The organism is Butyrivibrio sp. MC2021, from assembly GCF_000621605.1.
GTDB lineage: Bacteria > Bacillota > Clostridia > Lachnospirales > Lachnospiraceae > Butyrivibrio.
In genome coordinates this window covers 1-15,382 of record NZ_JHXX01000021.1, presented here as the reverse complement: position 1 = coordinate 15,382, position 15,382 = coordinate 1, and the positions used below count along the sequence as shown (strand labels likewise).

Here is a 15,382-nt window from a genome sequence, read left to right as displayed (position 1 = left end):
AACACTTCTCCTCTCATATACTTTGTTTAATAAACTTTATTTCTCTGCCATTACAGTAATCCATGGCTTAGATTCATGGTGATCTGTCCTCACTTTTGAAAAGCCTGCGCTTTTTAAAGCTTTTTCTATCTCATCAGGAGTATGACACCTCATCCCATCGATGATCTTCTCAAAGCTCAGGCTCGCTTTGTCTGTACCATCTGATTCGTTTACAATCATGAAGGTTCCACCCGGCTTTAAAACCTTTGCCACTTCTGAAAAGCATTTCTCCAGTCCCGGCCAGAAATATATAGTTTCAAATGCAGTTGCCAGATCATACTTTTCTTCCGGAAGAGTTAGATTTGATACATCTCCCTGCTTAACCTGGCACCTTCCTTTATCGATCATTACCTTGTTGTATTCTGTTGCTTTTTCGACAGACAGCGGCGAGTAGTCAATTGCTGTCATATTTGCCGAAGAGTATTTTTCCATGAGTACCCCGGCATTTCTTCCCCCACCACAGCCAAGTTCGACCATCTCTTTGGGTGCACTGACTTCAAGATGTGATATTCCCCAGTCCGCCATCTTAGCATGACCACTGTTCATACCATTGATCATCATTTTCCCGAGAACCCCTTCCGGTTTTCTTGTCTGACTTACGTAATTCTTGAATAATCCCATCACTGTATCCTCCTCGTCACTCATTTTATTTTTTACCCATAAGAATTGTTGATCCACTAAGCCCCATCCAAGTGGCTTCAAACTTATTCATGAACATTCCGCTGGTAGTATCAACAAGCCGCACATCCTCGTAGCCCATGTCTTTAAGCTTTTTGGCAAAACTCTCTATATCTCCGTATTTGCTCTTTGACATGATGTCATGGATAACAAATGTTCCACCCTTTTTAAGTGTTCTCAACGTCTCCAGGAGGATGGCCTGCCTGTCCCTGCTGGGGATGTTGTGATATACATAGTTGCTTGTCACTGCATCAAAAGTTTCATCTTCAAATCCAAGCTTTGTGGCATCTCCCTGACCAAAAGAAACATTTGCTGCTCCTTCAGCTTCTGCATTGCTTTCGCAAAGAGTCTTGCTGAATGACGCATATTCTTTCCCCCATCTGTCTATTCCAACCATCTGTGCATTTGGATTCTTCTTGGCACATGCGATTGTAAGCGCGCCGCTGCCACACCCGACATCCAGTCCTTTCCCTCCATCAGGAATCTTCACGTAGGCTGAAACACCATCAATTATCTGCTTGGACATCTGTCTTGAGCCATTGTAAGAAAATGCCCTGTGCATCAGAAACATCCAAAGCGTCATTAGCGCAAGAACTATAGTTATTACCAATAGTACCTTTCCAACTATTCCTTCCACGCCAAAGATCAAGGTCAATATAAGTGCCCCACCGGTAGCTCCCAAAAATCCATATACCATCCCATTTGGCACCCAGTTCTTATAGTCCGGTTTCATTACTTTTTTTCCTCCTCTTTTCTGATTAGTCATTTATATAAAGTTAGCATTTGCTAACAGCACATCAGACTTCATTCATGTTTTTACGATGCTACTCTTCATTCATTTAAAGATCTGCTCTTCACGCATTTAAAATACACCATAGAACCATCCACATGATATTCAACCTGAGAATATAGCTTATGAAGAATACGAAGCAGCTGATCTTCTGTAGGAAATGGCGGTGTAAACCAGCCCTTTTTAGATAGAATGTTCTTTACAAGCCAGTCTGTTCTCTTGGATTTACCCTTGATATAAAAGCATGCTACAAACATTCCACCTTTCTTAAGAACGCGGAATGTCTCCTTAAAAGCCTTCTTCTTATCGGGGAAAGCATGAAATCCATTCATACTCATGACTATATCCTGGCTGCCATCAGCAAGAGGAAGTTTTCCCACATCTCCCTGAATAAATGAGATATTCTTACAATCCTCAAGCCTTTTCTTTGCCTGTTCCAGCATATCGACGCTGTAATCAAGGCAGGTAATACCAGCTTTTGAAAGCCTTCTCCACTTCTTTTCTGTAAAAACCGCAGTTCCTACAGGTACATCAAGTAGTGTCCCGGAGAAATCATCTGGAACATAAGCAAGTATTTTCCTTGCTATTTCATTGTCATCAGTACCGCTCCAGAAAAAGCGAATGTACTGCCTGCTAAGGAAACTTCCCTGTGTCAGAACATCATCATAGATATTTTTTGAATCATGATAGGCGCTCTGGATTCTGTCAGATACAGGAACTGCCTTTTTTAGCCGTTCGGTTCTTGCCCTCTCTTCGTTATCTTCCCTCTCGTCATATCCATCATAAGGAGCATTAGGATCATGAGGTTTTTGTCTCTTCAAACTATTGCAGATCTGGTCTCTGTGCGCAAATACAAAATCCAGATCATCAGACCATCCTGTATGGCCTGTTATCACCTTCGGCCTGATACCCCTGTCGCGAAGTAGCTTCTCAAGCTTTGCCAGGGACTTCTTTGACAGTTCGTTATCCTCTGCCAGTGCGTTTATAAAACTGTAGCCGCCATCTGCGCCGAACCAGATCGTGTCTCCGGTGAAAAGATAAGCGTCATCTACCAGATAGACCATATGCCCCCAAGTATGACCCGGAACCAGGATTGCTTCCACCTTGATGTCCTCAATGTAAAACACATCGCCATCTTTAAGAAGTTTTCTCTCATTATCACTTTTAACCATCGGAAGCTTATACAGCCCAAAGATTACCTTGCGCCGCTTCTCGCCAGTCATATATCTATTTTCAATTTCACTGATATACAGTCTGGCATTCCTGAACAGTCCATCAGAGTCTCTCTCCACAGCGCCGACATGATCAGTATCCTGATGTGTTATCAGGATGTCTTTTATGCTCGATGGCTCTATATCAAGCCATTTCATCTTCTCTGCAAGCCGCTCATAGTTATATCCGGCATCAATCATGATTGTTGTGCCATTCTTGGTATAAAAGAAGATATTGGCAATCCATTCCCGGACACAAGCCACATTTTCATCAATCCATCCCGTATTCAGCGGTTTAAATATTTCTTTTCCGCGATACCCCCAGGACATTACTACTTTCTGAAAATTTGATGCCTTTTTAGACATAAAGCTCCTCCAAAAATCTCCCTCTTAATAGAAATACATTCCGCCTACTATCTCATTTCCCTCTGGTCATAATGAGCAGCCCGCCCATCATCCATAAATTACCAACGCTGATCCATGCTGCAGCAAGAGCATTGGTAATTGGATAATCTCCTACGACTCTCATTAAAACAATCCATGGTATCCCAATCATAATATTAAATACCCAGCACCACTTCGGTAATGGCGTGTTTCCTTTGATGAATGCTCTTATCTGAACTACTGCTGTAAGTATAAAGAAGATCAGAAATATCATTGTCGCAGGTAACAGGAACCAGATCAGAAATGGTTTCATGTTTTCGACCACAGTATCAGGATTCAATTGATAGAATCTCTTCAATAAAAAAACCGCCATGCAGCATGGGACATGCACTCCACATCCTCCAAACGCAAGGCATCCTATGAGCCCAGCTCTGTAATCATGTGCATTCTTTTCAGAAAAGGGCTTTATCATGCGATAAACAGCAAACCAGCACAGACATTCCAACGGAATCCCTATAAGCCCCAGAAGCGCTGATGCAATTATCCTTCCATCTGATACTAAAAGGAATCTTGCCCACATGGGTGGAAGACCGGGTACATCCCTGTAAAATGTTCCCCATCCCAGAATCATATCCGCTGCCAATACCATTAATGCTGCAAAACATCCAACCTTTAACAGATGCCTTATTCTTTCCCAATCAATTCTTTCAGTTTCTCCGCTAGTCATTCTGCTTTAAACTCCACCCGTCTACTTACTACAAATCCGTCCTTATCGGTTACCGTCTCATATTCGGATGCCAAGGGGTTCTTATCCCCTATTACAAGATAATCGCACCTCGAACTGTTTCCGCAGGTACCTTCCCTGACAAGCTTTCCATGTATTTGTGATATTCCATAAAAATCACAGTTACACATAAGCGGAAGTACATGTAATAACCCATATCTCTTTGCGATTTCAGCGTTAGGGCATTGTGTAAAGTAATATCTCGAAGCAAGATGTTCTTTATCATAACCTTCCGTTACATTTATGAAACCATCCGGGTACTTTAATATATCTTTCCTATCCCTGTCCCCAACCCTGGTAAACACATAGTTTATGAGCTTCATGTAAAATGGTTTATTAAGATCTACCACCTTACCCAGTTTTGTAAACGGCTCCATGAAAAGATTTTGTACGAAGTCCTGCAATTCTTCTATCTTCGGTTGATCTGGCAGGGCCTGATACAATGAAAAAATCAGAAAACCTCCATATATCGCTGATGCATGTCCGTTTTTCGCACCGCCATAATCCGGAAGTTCATTCAGAAACCGAAGATAGTTTTCCTGAAGGCACCCCCATATTCTTTCAGCCTTATCCTTACCATACCTTTCAACAAGCCATTTCTTCACTTTCTCGTTATATTTCCTGGGATATAATCCTTTTGTACTTCTACTAAAACCAGCTTTATCATTCATAATAATCATGTTTACACCTTTGTGATCACCGCAATAGCGCATGGCATTCTGCCATCAACTACTGTGTACTCCACGCCCTGATATCCCAGGTTCTCGAAGAATTTCTTGTAAGAATCAAGATCAAACTGCTGCTTAAAGTCTGCACCGAGCAGCGTGACAAACTTTACTGCCAGTCCTGCAGACTGTTTTGACTTATTGATGTATGTTGGGATGATTATCTTGCCTCCCGGTTTAACCACACGCCACAGCTCAGCAAAAGCCTTTCCCGGATCAGGAAGCAAATGGATCACGTTGCCCGCAACAACCTTATCAAACCATGAATCCCTGCATTTGATATTTGTGATATCTGCTTTTTTGAAATAAACATTATTATAAGTACTGCATTTCCTGGAAGCCTGTTTTAGCATTCCGGATGAAAAGTCTGTAGCAATCAGCGTCTTACAATTCTTCGCAATATAAAAACTGATAGCTCCTGTTCCGCAGGCACACTCCAAAACCTCATCGGTGCTCTCTATGAAGTCAGCGACTCTTTTTCCTGTGTCAGCGTATACCTTATGATTATAGATATTCTCAAAAAGATCATATAAAGGTGAAATCTTATCCCAAAACATATTCGACTAATATCCCTCTCTTGACGTTACTTTTGAGCAAAACTCATTATTGTATACGGAAGTTCTTTAACATACCCAAGCACTTCTTCTTTGCTTAGCGCTCTCTTGGCATGAATAACTGCCTTTTTATTTCCCAGATCGGCCTTTGCATAAATGCCCTCATTTCCGTTAAGAGCGTTCTCTACTCTCGTAGCACAGTTACTACATACCATGCCTTCAATACTCACTTCATAATGATAGTCGTAATGACTAATATTCTTATCGGCCACCTTCACTTTAGATTCAGGCGCTTCATGTCCTCCGCAGCATGAGCCTCCATGAAGAAGCTTTTTCTTCATCATGATTATTAAAAGAATTATTGCTGCGACAAATATAGCAGCTGCAACTATTGTCTGAATATCCATAGTCTGTCACCTCTTGAGACATTTTCTCAGTGATAAATATTGACACTGTAGCACTGTCAAATACAATGTTAGCATAAGCTAACTTAAACGTAAAGGAGGAAAGTATGAGTAAAATAGCAATTGTTTATTGGAGTGGTACAGGAAATACTCAGTCAATGGCTGAGGCAGTAAAAGCAGGTGCTGAAAGCAGTGGTGCTTCAGTCGATATGTTCTCACCTTCTGAGTTCAATTCTTCCCTCGTTTCAGGTTACGATGCAATAGCATTCGGTTGTCCTGCAATGGGAGCAGAGGTCCTTGAAGAAACTGAGTTTGATCCAATGTTCACATCAGTAGAAAACTCTTTATCCGGTAAAAAGGTAGTACTTTTCGGTTCTTATGGTTGGGGTGATGGCCAGTGGATGCGTGACTGGGAGGAAAGATGCAAATCCGATAACGCAAATCTTGTAACAGACAGCGTTATTGCCAACAATGCACCTTCTGATGATGATCTGAAGAACTGCTCTGCGCTTGGAAGAGCCATTGCATAAATCATTCTCAGAAAACAAATTGAGGCAATTATCATATGATTGCCTCAATTTGTTTTCGTATCTATTTTAATTGGCGACAACTATAAGCCTCACTCAATGTTCTTAAGCGCCACATCCAGTGGTATCCGTTTAATTCTCCTAAAGTCAATCAGTGATACGAATGCATATCCTATCAGCATATAGACTACTGACATCACCATCGATTCCCTGCTCATGAAGAATGCGAAATAACCATCCATCTGCATCAGGAATCCGGGGTATCGATTCCACCTATGATATTAAGCAGCGTAGACTTTCCGGAACCGGAAGGACCAAGGAGGACACAAAACTCTCCTTTTTTTACAGTAAAATTCATGCCCCTGAGGACATCCTGCCTGGCTTCACCACTTCCAAAGCTCTTTTTTATATCATTAATCTCAAGAAACTCTTTCATAACTTCTCCTCTTTATGCAGTTTTCATTCTCTGCCAATACAACTATACACTTTCTTTAATCTCATTTCTTTTCAGAATTTTCTCTGCTATTCCGCCAAACGACTCTACTCTGCCATTTTTTATGTACAATTCGTAATCACAGCATTTCTCTATAAGCTCCGGATCATGTGTTGATACCAATACAGTTTTCCCCGACTGCGCCAGCCCCTTCAAGAGCAGTCCAACTTTCATCATATGATCAAAATCAAGCCCTGAGGTCGGTTCATCAAAAAGAAGGATCTCTGCACCTGCAGCTATAGCAGACGCTATTGCAACCCTCTGCTTCTGTCCGCCTGATAGCGCCATTGGATGTGTGTCTTTATACTCAATTAGGCCAAGATTTTTAAGTATTTCATGGCATCGTATCTCATCCTTATCACTCATAGAGAGCAGCACTTCACTCTCTACACTGTCTGTAAAAAGCTGATGGTTCACGTCCTGCATGACCATATAGCTTAGCCCGATCCTGGCATTTCCACGATATACTTTTCCATCTGTTTCTATGATTCCTCTACAGTCCTTCTCTAAGCCACATAAACATCTAAGAAACGTCGATTTTCCTGTTCCGTTTTTTCCAACTATTCCTATTACTTTCCCCTTAGGCAGTTTAAGCTCAGGAATGCAGAGTTCGAGTCTATCTCCATCACTCTCCGCGAAATGTCTTTTTCTAAACAGATATGGCGAACTTCGATACGAGAAAAAGAAATCCTGCAGTAATATACTATTTGACATGCCTGACTCCGATGTCTCTTTTTCACTGCTCCTTGTCTGACAGGAAAGGTCTCACGCCCCTTACCTGCACTATGCACTTTGAACCATCCAGCACCTGGAGTTCATCGATACTCATAAGATCATGACCAAGTTTCTGGTAGTTCATATTGTAGCTCTGACTGGTTCCTCTCGTCTCTCCGGTATTATACATGTCGATGGTTTCCTTCCCCAGGATAGTGTTGAGATCCTTAAGAGTCGTCTGCTCAGAGCCACCGAGGAATATTTGGGAATCACAATTGCCCGTGATCGTGTCTGCGTTGTCTTTATAAATCGCTTTAAGCTGTGATTTTGCCTGTAAGACTAAAGCTGCCGATATTTCACGGCTTCGTATTGTTGCCATAAGCTTTTCCAGATTTGGGATCTGTCCGATATTGGCTGCTTCATCAATAAGGCAGCGTACATGCACCGGAAGCCTTCCCCCATACTGGTCATCAGCTTTTTCACACAAAAGATTAAACAACTGTGTGTAGATAAGGCTTATAAGGAAATTAAAGGTTGCATCTGTATCTGACATGCACAGAAAAAGCACTGTCTTCTCATCACCCAGCGTATCAAGCTCCAGCTCATCATAAGATGTTATCTCACGAACCTCGGAAATGTCGAAGGGAGCTAGCCTGGCGCCACAGCTGACCAAAATACTTTTAGCTGTCTTTCCGGCCGCTAATTTATATTTTGCATATTGTCTTACTGCAAAGTTATCAGGATCATTTTCTTTCAGTTCTTCAAACATATAATCCACCGCATTTTTATAGTTTTCGTTATCCTCTTTTACTTCCATGGCATTAAGCATAGCCAGAAGCAATGAAAAATTCTGTTCCTTTGGTGGCGCTACATAATGGATATATCCTATAAGCGCAGAGTACAAAAGCTTTTCACTTTTCTCCCAAAATTCATCACCACCCTTGCCTTCACCTTTGGTGTTGGCGATCAATGCAGTGACGAGCTTCAGGATGTCTTTTTCGGAGTGTATGTATGAGAACGGATTATAATGTTGTGACTTCTTGAAATTGATGGTGTTGAACACCTTTATCCTGTACCCCTCATGCACAAATGCCGCTCCAATCTCATTTATGATACTGGCTTTCGGATCTGTGACGACGTACGATGAGTGCATCTGAAGGAGCTGGGGCTTTATAAAAAAACGGGTCTTACCAGAGCCGGAACCACCGTCAACAAGAATGTTTTTGTTTCTTGCATACTTGGGATCCGCAGGTCTGCTTTCCATAGTCATACGCTCTGTTTTGGATAAAATGATATTGTTCTTAAAGTCAGGATCTTCAAATGGCTCTATGTCTTCATGATTGCCCCACCGGGCTGAACCATATTCCTGATCATGCCTGAACTTCTTAGCATTTTTACCCTTGATATATACCGCAAGCTTTAGTGCTGCTCCACAGCATATACCCACAACAAGGTCAAAAGCATGAAAGCTTGGAAGCATGTTAGAAAATGCCACCTTAAAGCCTCCGTACAGTACCATCCTTTGCACAGTTTCAGAAAAAGTCTTTCCTATGGACAGGCGATATGCCTCCCCAAGATTGGTACAAAAGAGCCCCACAAGAACATAAGGGATATTCAGAATGACCTTTTTCTTAAGCCTTAAAGCTAGTATTGCCTTCGCCAAGGCTTTCAATTTCTCATTCATCGTACCAGCTCCTTTGTCTTCTCCAGGTCCTTTGCTGCTTCCTTTGCAAGCCGCTTCTGGATATCATGAAGTTTTTTCAGCACACTGGGACGCTCGACTACCTGATTTTTTTTTACAAGCTTGTCAGCATATTCCTTAAGCACGGCTGTTATTGCATCCGCATCCTTTGCCTTAAAAAATACTGTATATCTCGGAGTCTCAGAGGTTTTGTCCTTTACTATGGCAAAATCAACGCCATATCTGTTAGCAATTCTCTTAAAATCAGATAAGGACTCCCCGCTTATCTCCAGGCTTGTGGCTCCCTGTCCCTGCTTTATGAGTTGTTTTACAGTCTGCTTACCCTTCCCGGTCTTGTCCTGAGATTTTTTATAAGCTTTATATGCTGCAATAAGCCCTTTCAACAGCACAGTCGCAGAGATTTTGGTTGTATTGAAAGCAAATCTGATGCTTTCCTTTGCTACCTGCTCATTATTCATTATGCAGCAGCCCTACTTCCGCTCAGGATCTTAGCCATACAGGGATAGCAGAACTCCCTGCCCTTTCCGTATACACAGGGAGTCTTACAGTTATGGGGAGTAACATCTGCCCCTGACTGTAAATTTGTGATTCCAACATACGCCTTACCTTTTCCATATTTTTCTCTGTTATATTTCTCAGACATTCTTTATTCCTCCATAAAGATGGGTGCCTGCCGCATTTGACAGACACCCTGATTCTGATCAGCCGATTGATGGACCACCATGCTCTTTTGCCTTATTTACAGCATCCTTTACAGGCTGTGTTGCTGCTTTTTCTTTGGCAGCGTCCAGCTTATCAAAGACCGATGCCCTGTCCTCCGGCTTCTTTTCCGGAGTATCCTCTGCATCTAAAAATGCTTCCAGATCGTCAATGACATCTTCGTCCTTGATTGCCTCCTGCTCCTTCTGATTCTGACGCTCTACATACTTCTCACCCAGCTCAAAGACCTTGTCCTGAGCGTCGTAGTGATAGACGTTATCCGTTAGCTTATCCACCGGATCCACCGTAGTGGCATTTACCTCTCGGACCATGTTCTCCAGACTCTTTAGATCGAACTGGCCATTGTCCGGAATTATAAGAATCTCATGAATACTGCTGGGCAAAATGAAAAACGAGCCCCCAACCCTGTCGGAAGCTTTGTCCATGAAATCTTCATATGCCAGAACACCGGCACCATGAACATTTCCTTTTACTGAAGCCACAAGCATCTGATCCTGCTCAGGCGGAATTGCAAATCCAAGCATCTCAGCGTTCTCAATTCCCATCTGCTCAGCAAGGACTTCGCCCATGCCTTTGATTTCCATAGGTCTTACCTCAGGAGCATTCTTCATGGCATCAGCGTGAAGCTGCTCAGGTGTGATACCATACTGATCAAGCATCTTATTTGTAACAAGAACTGAACCAGTCTCACCCACATCAGAACTTACCACAAAGCGGTAAACAACAGCCATGTCCTCCATATTCTTGTGAGGTACAGTCTCAAGAAGATCCGCATTTCTCTCTGCTGACACAACTTCCATGGCAAGAGTTTCCTTCATCTTGTCATAGTCTTTAAAGGCATCAATGTTGAAGTCCGGACGATTTGCAAGAGCACTCTCTGCTCTGCCTACAGTCTCAGATACAATGCGATCATAGTCCATCCCATCTGAATAGGCCTTGTAGAGGGAATCGGTATTAAGGCTCACACCTATCTCACTGTCCTCAGGCTTGATAGTAAGAGCATCGTAGGTCTCATTCATCTTCTCCTGAGTGTGGAGCTCAACGGAATACTGTGAATCCGTCTTCTCTTCAAGGGCTCTTTTCACGTCCTCTTTCAGTTCTTCCTTAAATGTTTCAAAATCCACTTTTATTTCCTCCATATGATTTTGTTATTTCCGGGCAAACAAAAACGCCGGTTCGCAGCCCTATAGGCTTACGAATCGACGTTCATTTTCCACTGTATTCTTTTGCGCAAAAGAAATGCACCCCGGCTGTGAGGCATCCGTGTCTCACATTCCTTGGTGCATTATAACAATAACATATTCAAAAACGGATTGGAATGCACACGGCGTGATAATTTGTGATGCTGACGCTGTTTTTTGTGACTGCGTGTGATAAATTGTGATGGATGGCAATCATTCATCTTCATAATCATCAAACCACTCATCATCAGAAGATTCGATATAATACTCATCAACAACCTGCAAACTGTTGCCATCTTTTTGTATTTTTACGACATACGATCTGCCATCTTCAAAATATTTAGTAAAACGTACTGAGTCAATTTGCTGTTCATTATCATAATTAATTATCAAATCCCAGACTGGAGTATAATCAACTTTTTTCACCCATTCCCCATCAATTTGAGTTTCTACTTCTTCCTCATATTTATCCATTGAGACAATATGTGATGAAAAATGATACTTAGGCACACGGCCAGCAGGAGTATAATCAACTACGCAAAAATCGCTCTTAGAGAAATCAATATTTTCAATATTGTAATCTGCAGAGTTCTCCTTATTCAATCCTCGTGTGGATACAACTTGTTCGATTATAGCTGCTATATCTCTTTTTAACTCCATCTTGGCATTATCTGAAAACATATAATGCGATCCATATTCCCCAGATGCCGTTTCCATGCCTTTGATATTATATCTAGCCCCTTCAGGAGCTCTCGGAAGCCCTTTTACAAATGTCCCAACGAAAGTTAGTCTCCGCTGAATAGTAAGATCCATCTGTCTAATAATTATTTTCTCTATTTTTTCTCTTCCAAACTCTCTATATACTGTTTTTTCATCTTCACTCCCAGCATCTTCTATACGAACTATTAGATGGGATAATCCCTCCTTAATGAACTCTTCATAGTTTTTCCCTTTTTCAGATGATGCAAAAACAGCTATAGGAAATATCGGATCTTTTATTGCTCCTGCCATCTGATCATATAAATAATTATCATATATGATTATGGCTCTTTCTTTACTATCTGCGTAAACTGGTTTAAAAAACTGATCCGCATACAAATGTCTCATAAAGTGTAGAAAAGCTACATAAAAGGTATCATCAATACATTGATCAACGTCTAGCATTTGCGTTATAAACCGAATTTGATTTGTATAATTTAGTTCACGAATCTTATTGCAGCACTCATCATATGAATTCTCTGCTTTCTGGTTCAGCTTAGTTATAGCATCATCTGAAAGAGCAGTCTTAATACGTTCTGACAATGAAGCAGAAGGAACATACAAAGGATTTAGATGATTAGCATTCATAACCATCTCTAAGGAATCTTCAATGCTATATGCAGGTAGTTTTTTCTTTTTAAATACAGGTTTATCAACCTCTAGCCATAACCCTTTATAGTTGAACTCGAATTCATCCCATGTAATTCCAGAGTCTTTTACGTATTTTGTTACCTTTTCATAATATTTTTGTCTTCCCTCATAATCTTCTACCATATTTTCACGTCACCTCAACTACATAATTAAATATATTGTATAAGGATATTTTAAATTATCTGATGGCGATCCATTATTAAATAAATATAAAAAAAGGAGCAGCAATTGTGCCACTCCTAAGTCATACTACTATTTCTTAGAACTACTCATTTTCTCTCTTAAAAGCATGATCAATCAATTCAACAATAATGTCCTTAACAGTATGAACAATTTCAATGATAATCTCATCACTTAAAATTTGATTGTTTTTCTGTTCGTTCATAATTTTCCTCCTAGCATTGCTTTACTTCTATAGATTCCGAATCAAAACCACCTATTGGGTACTCCCTTATCCATCCACTTACTCTTATCTTTTTGCAACAATATGGGCACGACACATTATCTTCTGAATCAAAACTGTAAACTATATCTGGACCCATATCATCATCTCTCATACTTGGATTTGAAGTTTCATTCCATAAATACTCTTCCAAATCTATATCTATGGTCTCATTACAATATGGACATTCAATATCTCGAAAAAGAGATATGGGCGATGTATCCATATATTCTTCCATGAACAGATCCCCATCCGCTTCTCTATGCTTAATAGCATCAAGGTAATGCTTCGTTTCCATAGACTCATACTCTATTCCATCTGCAATTAACTCCTCAGATAGATGTAATGAGCCTTTCATCCTTTTCATCTCCTCAATAATAAGCTTTCGCCGCTCCACAATAGCCTTTTCAACCGACCACTCACCTTCCTGAATCTTTTTTACATCTCCACAGGTCAAACCTGCTTTCGTCAGGACAACAAGCTTACGTAACTCCTCCACGTCTGCCTCCGTGTAGTCGGCAACTTCTTTAGAAGCGCAATTTGTTGGATGAAATACTCCCATCTTTTTGAAATACTTGATTCGATCTCTATCTATTCCAAGCATTTCAGTCACTTCTCTAGGTTTCATAACCTCTGTTCCTCCTTTCACGGATATAATACCTCGCGGGGACAATGTCCCCGTCAAGTACTTTTTTGAATTTCCTAAAAAATATTATATCGCAATAAAGAAGCCTTACAGTAGCATTTTAAGCCACCATAAGGCAATTCCGTGGGCATATTCAAGCCATCAAGAGCTGTAGCAGTTTCTCGTTTAGCCAGTCAGCTATAAATCCCAGCCCCATAACTGCACTCGCCCCCAGATAAGAGGCGAATCCGATACAGAAGGCTATCACAAACTCCTGCCATTGCTGATGCGTTGCTGTATAGATCAGTATTGCCATGATCAGCCAGATAAACAATACCCAGAAGAATACTCCAAGCTTAGCCAGAAGTTTTACCATTGCATATGTGAAATTAAACAGAAGATAGAACATTAATACAAAAGGTTTGTAAATTAGTTTCAATAAAAACATGTCAGCCACCTCTCTTTTCAACAAGCTCCATTCTAACCTTGTAGGCTATAAGTTCCAAAACATAGTCAGGCATAACGCGAAGCCCATGCTCCCAATCCGACATCGTTCTATACGGTATGTTCAGCCATTTTGCAAAGTCCTTGCGGTTCATACCACTCATTTCTCTGATGGCTTTTATAGCCTCTGTCTTAACAGCGCTGCTGTACGTATCTTTTTCATGATTTCTATCATCAACTTCTATCAGTATATCCAAGCCCTCAATTGTATAATTATATTCCATAAGTCCCTCCATGGACGCTCTGCGTCTATGACATTATTATAAGTACGCTCTGCGTACATTGTCAAGAATAGTTCCATTGTTTTGCAAAATTAAAAGGATGTACTGACTGCTTTCTCACAATCAGATACATCCTTATATTCTTAGTCTTCCTCTTCAACCAGACCTTCTTCTCTGGCCTGTTCCCAGGTTATCCCATATGGAGCACCGCCAGATGTATATCCGGCAATAAAGTAGAAATACTCATCCTGATCTGGGTTGATATACTCCTTTGGCTTTCTACTTTCCTGACGTTTACGCTTTTTAGCAGCAAGCTGGTCTTCATATGATTTCTGCTTTTCCGGGCTAAGTACATGAAGCAAGCAGAGTTCACGCATGGCGCAATCTTTATCGACGTTAAACTTCTTTCTGTATGCTTTTACTATGTGTGAATCTTCTGTAAAGCCCTGCTCAGAAAACCATTCCTTTGCTTTACGAAGCCTGTTCTGTCTTGCTTTTGACATATTAGTATCCTTACTTTAGTTTTAACCCGTCCTTAAATGCCTCTCCAACCCTGCCATTGACCTTGTAGTATCCATGTGTATATGGGTCAAAAGAGATCGCTTCAATAGAATCAATATCCACTTTTCCATCCTTCATTTTTGTTTCTTCAACAGATGTTCTTACGACCTTTCCAATAACTCCAAGTCCAGTCTCATCACTCTGATACTCTATAAATTCACATTCCATAGCAATTGGAAATTCATTGATAATTGGAGCATCCACCAAATCTGACTTTGTATAGGTCATTCCGCTTTTTGCAAACTTATCCTTCTCAGCATTTCCACTTACAACGCCAAAATAATCTGCTTCTACTACATGCTTTGCATCAGCGATGTGAACCACAAACCCATTCCTCGCCTTAATGTTCTCAACTGTCTTGTGGGTCTCCGTAAGGTTAAGAGCAACCTTATCTCTGTCGAGCATTGTTCCCCAAGCAGCGTTCATGACATCAACGCTGCCGTCTTCGTTGAATGTCGATATCATAAGTACTGGCATTGGGAATATTGCTTCTGTTGTCTTGATTTCCTGTTTCATTGCTTCTGTCCTCCTATGTTTATTTTTTTATAAAATTGATTTTGTTTTGTTTATAATGTTATCCCTACAAACCACCGATTTGTCGTTCTGCATTGTTTTCCAATTGAACTAAGTCGCTGCGCGACGGCCTGCCAAGGCTATGGCGCAGCGTTTTCTTTTACTCAAAAAGCAGTAGATAGTGAAGCTATGATGATGTA

18 protein-coding genes and 2 pseudogenes are annotated in these 15,382 nt (G+C 41.0%); 1 reads left to right on the top strand and 19 read right to left on the bottom strand.

Annotated elements, in window-relative coordinates; genetic code table 11:
- Nucleotides 1–36 precede the first annotated feature (36 nt).
- The 7 genes from T359_RS0116795 to T359_RS20885 form a co-directional block, all read right to left on the bottom strand.
- Nucleotides 37–660: a class I SAM-dependent methyltransferase gene (locus T359_RS0116795; protein WP_024865493.1), complete on the bottom strand. Its 624-nt coding sequence runs from the start codon at nt 658–660 to the stop codon at nt 37–39.
- A 25-nt stretch (nt 661–685) separates the two neighbouring features.
- Nucleotides 686–1,450 (bottom strand): class I SAM-dependent methyltransferase, encoded by a 765-nt coding sequence (locus T359_RS0116790; RefSeq protein WP_026518434.1) that lies wholly within the window; start codon nt 1,448–1,450, stop codon nt 686–688.
- Between the two features lie 98 nt (nt 1,451–1,548).
- A complete protein-coding gene (locus T359_RS23310) occupies nt 1,549–3,084 on the bottom strand; it encodes a methyltransferase domain-containing protein (protein ID WP_022769879.1) in 1,536 nt (511 codons plus the stop codon).
- Nucleotides 3,085–3,136: 52 nt separating this feature from the next.
- The gene (locus tag T359_RS0116780) at nt 3,137–3,829 is read right to left on the bottom strand and encodes a DUF6796 family protein (RefSeq protein WP_022769878.1); all 693 of its coding nucleotides are present in this window, start codon (nt 3,827–3,829) and stop codon (nt 3,137–3,139) included.
- Nucleotides 3,826–4,557, bottom strand: coding sequence for an L-2-amino-thiazoline-4-carboxylic acid hydrolase (locus tag T359_RS0116775; protein ID WP_196802293.1), 732 nt, complete (start codon nt 4,555–4,557; stop codon nt 3,826–3,828). The genes T359_RS0116780 and T359_RS0116775 overlap by 4 nt, the downstream gene beginning before the upstream one ends.
- An 11-nt stretch (nt 4,558–4,568) precedes the next feature.
- The gene (locus tag T359_RS0116770; RefSeq protein ID WP_022769875.1) at nt 4,569–5,168 is read right to left on the bottom strand and encodes a class I SAM-dependent methyltransferase; all 600 of its coding nucleotides are present in this window, start codon (nt 5,166–5,168) and stop codon (nt 4,569–4,571) included.
- Nucleotides 5,169–5,194: 26 nt separating this feature from the next.
- On the bottom strand, nt 5,195–5,572 hold the full coding sequence (locus tag T359_RS20885; RefSeq protein WP_022769874.1) for a heavy-metal-associated domain-containing protein: 378 nt from the start codon (nt 5,570–5,572) through the stop codon (nt 5,195–5,197).
- A gap of 104 nt (nt 5,573–5,676) precedes the next feature.
- On the opposite strand from T359_RS20885, the gene T359_RS0116760 reads away from it, so the two are divergent.
- On the top strand, nt 5,677–6,099 hold the full coding sequence (locus tag T359_RS0116760) for a flavodoxin (RefSeq protein WP_022769872.1): 423 nt from the start codon (nt 5,677–5,679) through the stop codon (nt 6,097–6,099).
- Between the two features lie 247 nt (nt 6,100–6,346).
- On the opposite strand, the pseudogene T359_RS0116750 reads toward T359_RS0116760, so the two are convergent.
- The 12 genes and pseudogenes from T359_RS0116750 to T359_RS0116690 all read right to left on the bottom strand — a co-directional run.
- A pseudogene (locus tag T359_RS0116750) lies at nt 6,347–6,532 on the bottom strand (ATP-binding cassette domain-containing protein); the annotation flags it as partial.
- A gap of 42 nt (nt 6,533–6,574) precedes the next feature.
- The gene (locus tag T359_RS20880) at nt 6,575–7,303 is read right to left on the bottom strand and encodes an ATP-binding cassette domain-containing protein (protein WP_081795640.1); all 729 of its coding nucleotides are present in this window, start codon (nt 7,301–7,303) and stop codon (nt 6,575–6,577) included.
- A 31-nt stretch (nt 7,304–7,334) separates the two neighbouring features.
- Nucleotides 7,335–8,987: pseudogene (locus T359_RS20875) on the bottom strand (VirD4-like conjugal transfer protein, CD1115 family); the annotation flags it as partial.
- Nucleotides 8,984–9,463 carry a PcfB family protein gene (locus T359_RS0116735; protein WP_035784818.1) on the bottom strand — a complete coding sequence of 160 codons (480 nt, stop codon included), beginning with the start codon at nt 9,461–9,463 and terminating at the stop codon, nt 8,984–8,986. The gene T359_RS0116735 and the pseudogene T359_RS20875, both read right to left, overlap by 4 nt.
- Nucleotides 9,463–9,648, bottom strand: coding sequence for a hypothetical protein (locus tag T359_RS0116730; protein WP_026518432.1), 186 nt, complete (start codon nt 9,646–9,648; stop codon nt 9,463–9,465). Before T359_RS0116730 ends, T359_RS0116735 begins: the two co-directional genes overlap by 1 nt.
- A gap of 58 nt (nt 9,649–9,706) precedes the next feature.
- Nucleotides 9,707–10,849 carry a DUF5688 family protein gene (locus T359_RS0116725; RefSeq protein ID WP_026518431.1) on the bottom strand — a complete coding sequence of 381 codons (1,143 nt, stop codon included), beginning with the start codon at nt 10,847–10,849 and terminating at the stop codon, nt 9,707–9,709.
- Between the two features lie 270 nt (nt 10,850–11,119).
- Nucleotides 11,120–12,439 carry a hypothetical protein gene (locus T359_RS0116720; RefSeq protein ID WP_026518430.1) on the bottom strand — a complete coding sequence of 440 codons (1,320 nt, stop codon included), beginning with the start codon at nt 12,437–12,439 and terminating at the stop codon, nt 11,120–11,122.
- Between the two features lie 272 nt (nt 12,440–12,711).
- Entirely contained in the window at nt 12,712–13,386 is a 675-nt protein-coding gene (locus T359_RS0116710) for a helix-turn-helix domain-containing protein (RefSeq protein ID WP_026518429.1), read from the bottom strand.
- Between the two features lie 151 nt (nt 13,387–13,537).
- Complete coding sequence (locus tag T359_RS0116705; protein WP_026518428.1) at nt 13,538–13,831, bottom strand: hypothetical protein; 294 nt, start codon at nt 13,829–13,831, stop codon at nt 13,538–13,540.
- A 1-nt stretch (nt 13,832) separates the two neighbouring features.
- The gene (locus tag T359_RS23115; protein WP_035784817.1) at nt 13,833–14,111 is read right to left on the bottom strand and encodes a helix-turn-helix domain-containing protein; all 279 of its coding nucleotides are present in this window, start codon (nt 14,109–14,111) and stop codon (nt 13,833–13,835) included.
- A gap of 140 nt (nt 14,112–14,251) precedes the next feature.
- Nucleotides 14,252–14,611 carry a hypothetical protein gene (locus T359_RS20865; protein ID WP_051545569.1) on the bottom strand — a complete coding sequence of 120 codons (360 nt, stop codon included), beginning with the start codon at nt 14,609–14,611 and terminating at the stop codon, nt 14,252–14,254.
- Nucleotides 14,612–14,621: 10 nt separating this feature from the next.
- On the bottom strand, nt 14,622–15,185 hold the full coding sequence (locus T359_RS0116690; RefSeq protein WP_026518427.1) for a flavin reductase family protein: 564 nt from the start codon (nt 15,183–15,185) through the stop codon (nt 14,622–14,624).
- Between the last annotated feature and the right edge of the window lie 197 nt (nt 15,186–15,382).

Bases quoted from the DNA above. Each gene is read 5' to 3' on its own strand.
- T359_RS20885 (WP_022769874.1), bottom strand. From the start codon at position 5,572: ATGGATATTCAGACAATAGTTGCAGCTGCTATATTTGTCGCAGCAATA.
- T359_RS0116735 (WP_035784818.1), bottom strand. From the start codon at position 9,463: ATGAATAATGAGCAGGTAGCAAAGGAAAGCATCAGATTTGCTTTCAAT.
- T359_RS0116795 (WP_024865493.1), bottom strand. From the start codon at position 660: ATGGGATTATTCAAGAATTACGTAAGTCAGACAAGAAAACCGGAAGGG.
- T359_RS20880 (WP_081795640.1), bottom strand. From the start codon at position 7,303: ATGTCAAATAGTATATTACTGCAGGATTTCTTTTTCTCGTATCGAAGT.
- T359_RS0116775 (WP_196802293.1), bottom strand. From the start codon at position 4,557: ATGAATGATAAAGCTGGTTTTAGTAGAAGTACAAAAGGATTATATCCC.
- T359_RS0116705 (WP_026518428.1), bottom strand. From the start codon at position 13,831: ATGTTTTTATTGAAACTAATTTACAAACCTTTTGTATTAATGTTCTAT.
- T359_RS0116710 (WP_026518429.1), bottom strand. From the start codon at position 13,386: ATGAAACCTAGAGAAGTGACTGAAATGCTTGGAATAGATAGAGATCGA.
- T359_RS20865 (WP_051545569.1), bottom strand. From the start codon at position 14,611: ATGTCAAAAGCAAGACAGAACAGGCTTCGTAAAGCAAAGGAATGGTTT.
- T359_RS0116690 (WP_026518427.1), bottom strand. From the start codon at position 15,185: ATGAAACAGGAAATCAAGACAACAGAAGCAATATTCCCAATGCCAGTA.
- T359_RS0116760 (WP_022769872.1), top strand. From the start codon at position 5,677: ATGAGTAAAATAGCAATTGTTTATTGGAGTGGTACAGGAAATACTCAG.
- T359_RS0116730 (WP_026518432.1), bottom strand. From the start codon at position 9,648: ATGTCTGAGAAATATAACAGAGAAAAATATGGAAAAGGTAAGGCGTAT.
- T359_RS0116780 (WP_022769878.1), bottom strand. From the start codon at position 3,829: ATGACTAGCGGAGAAACTGAAAGAATTGATTGGGAAAGAATAAGGCAT.
- T359_RS0116720 (WP_026518430.1), bottom strand. From the start codon at position 12,439: ATGGTAGAAGATTATGAGGGAAGACAAAAATATTATGAAAAGGTAACA.
- T359_RS23115 (WP_035784817.1), bottom strand. From the start codon at position 14,111: ATGGAATATAATTATACAATTGAGGGCTTGGATATACTGATAGAAGTT.
- T359_RS0116790 (WP_026518434.1), bottom strand. From the start codon at position 1,450: ATGAAACCGGACTATAAGAACTGGGTGCCAAATGGGATGGTATATGGA.
- T359_RS23310 (WP_022769879.1), bottom strand. From the start codon at position 3,084: ATGTCTAAAAAGGCATCAAATTTTCAGAAAGTAGTAATGTCCTGGGGG.
- T359_RS0116770 (WP_022769875.1), bottom strand. From the start codon at position 5,168: ATGTTTTGGGATAAGATTTCACCTTTATATGATCTTTTTGAGAATATC.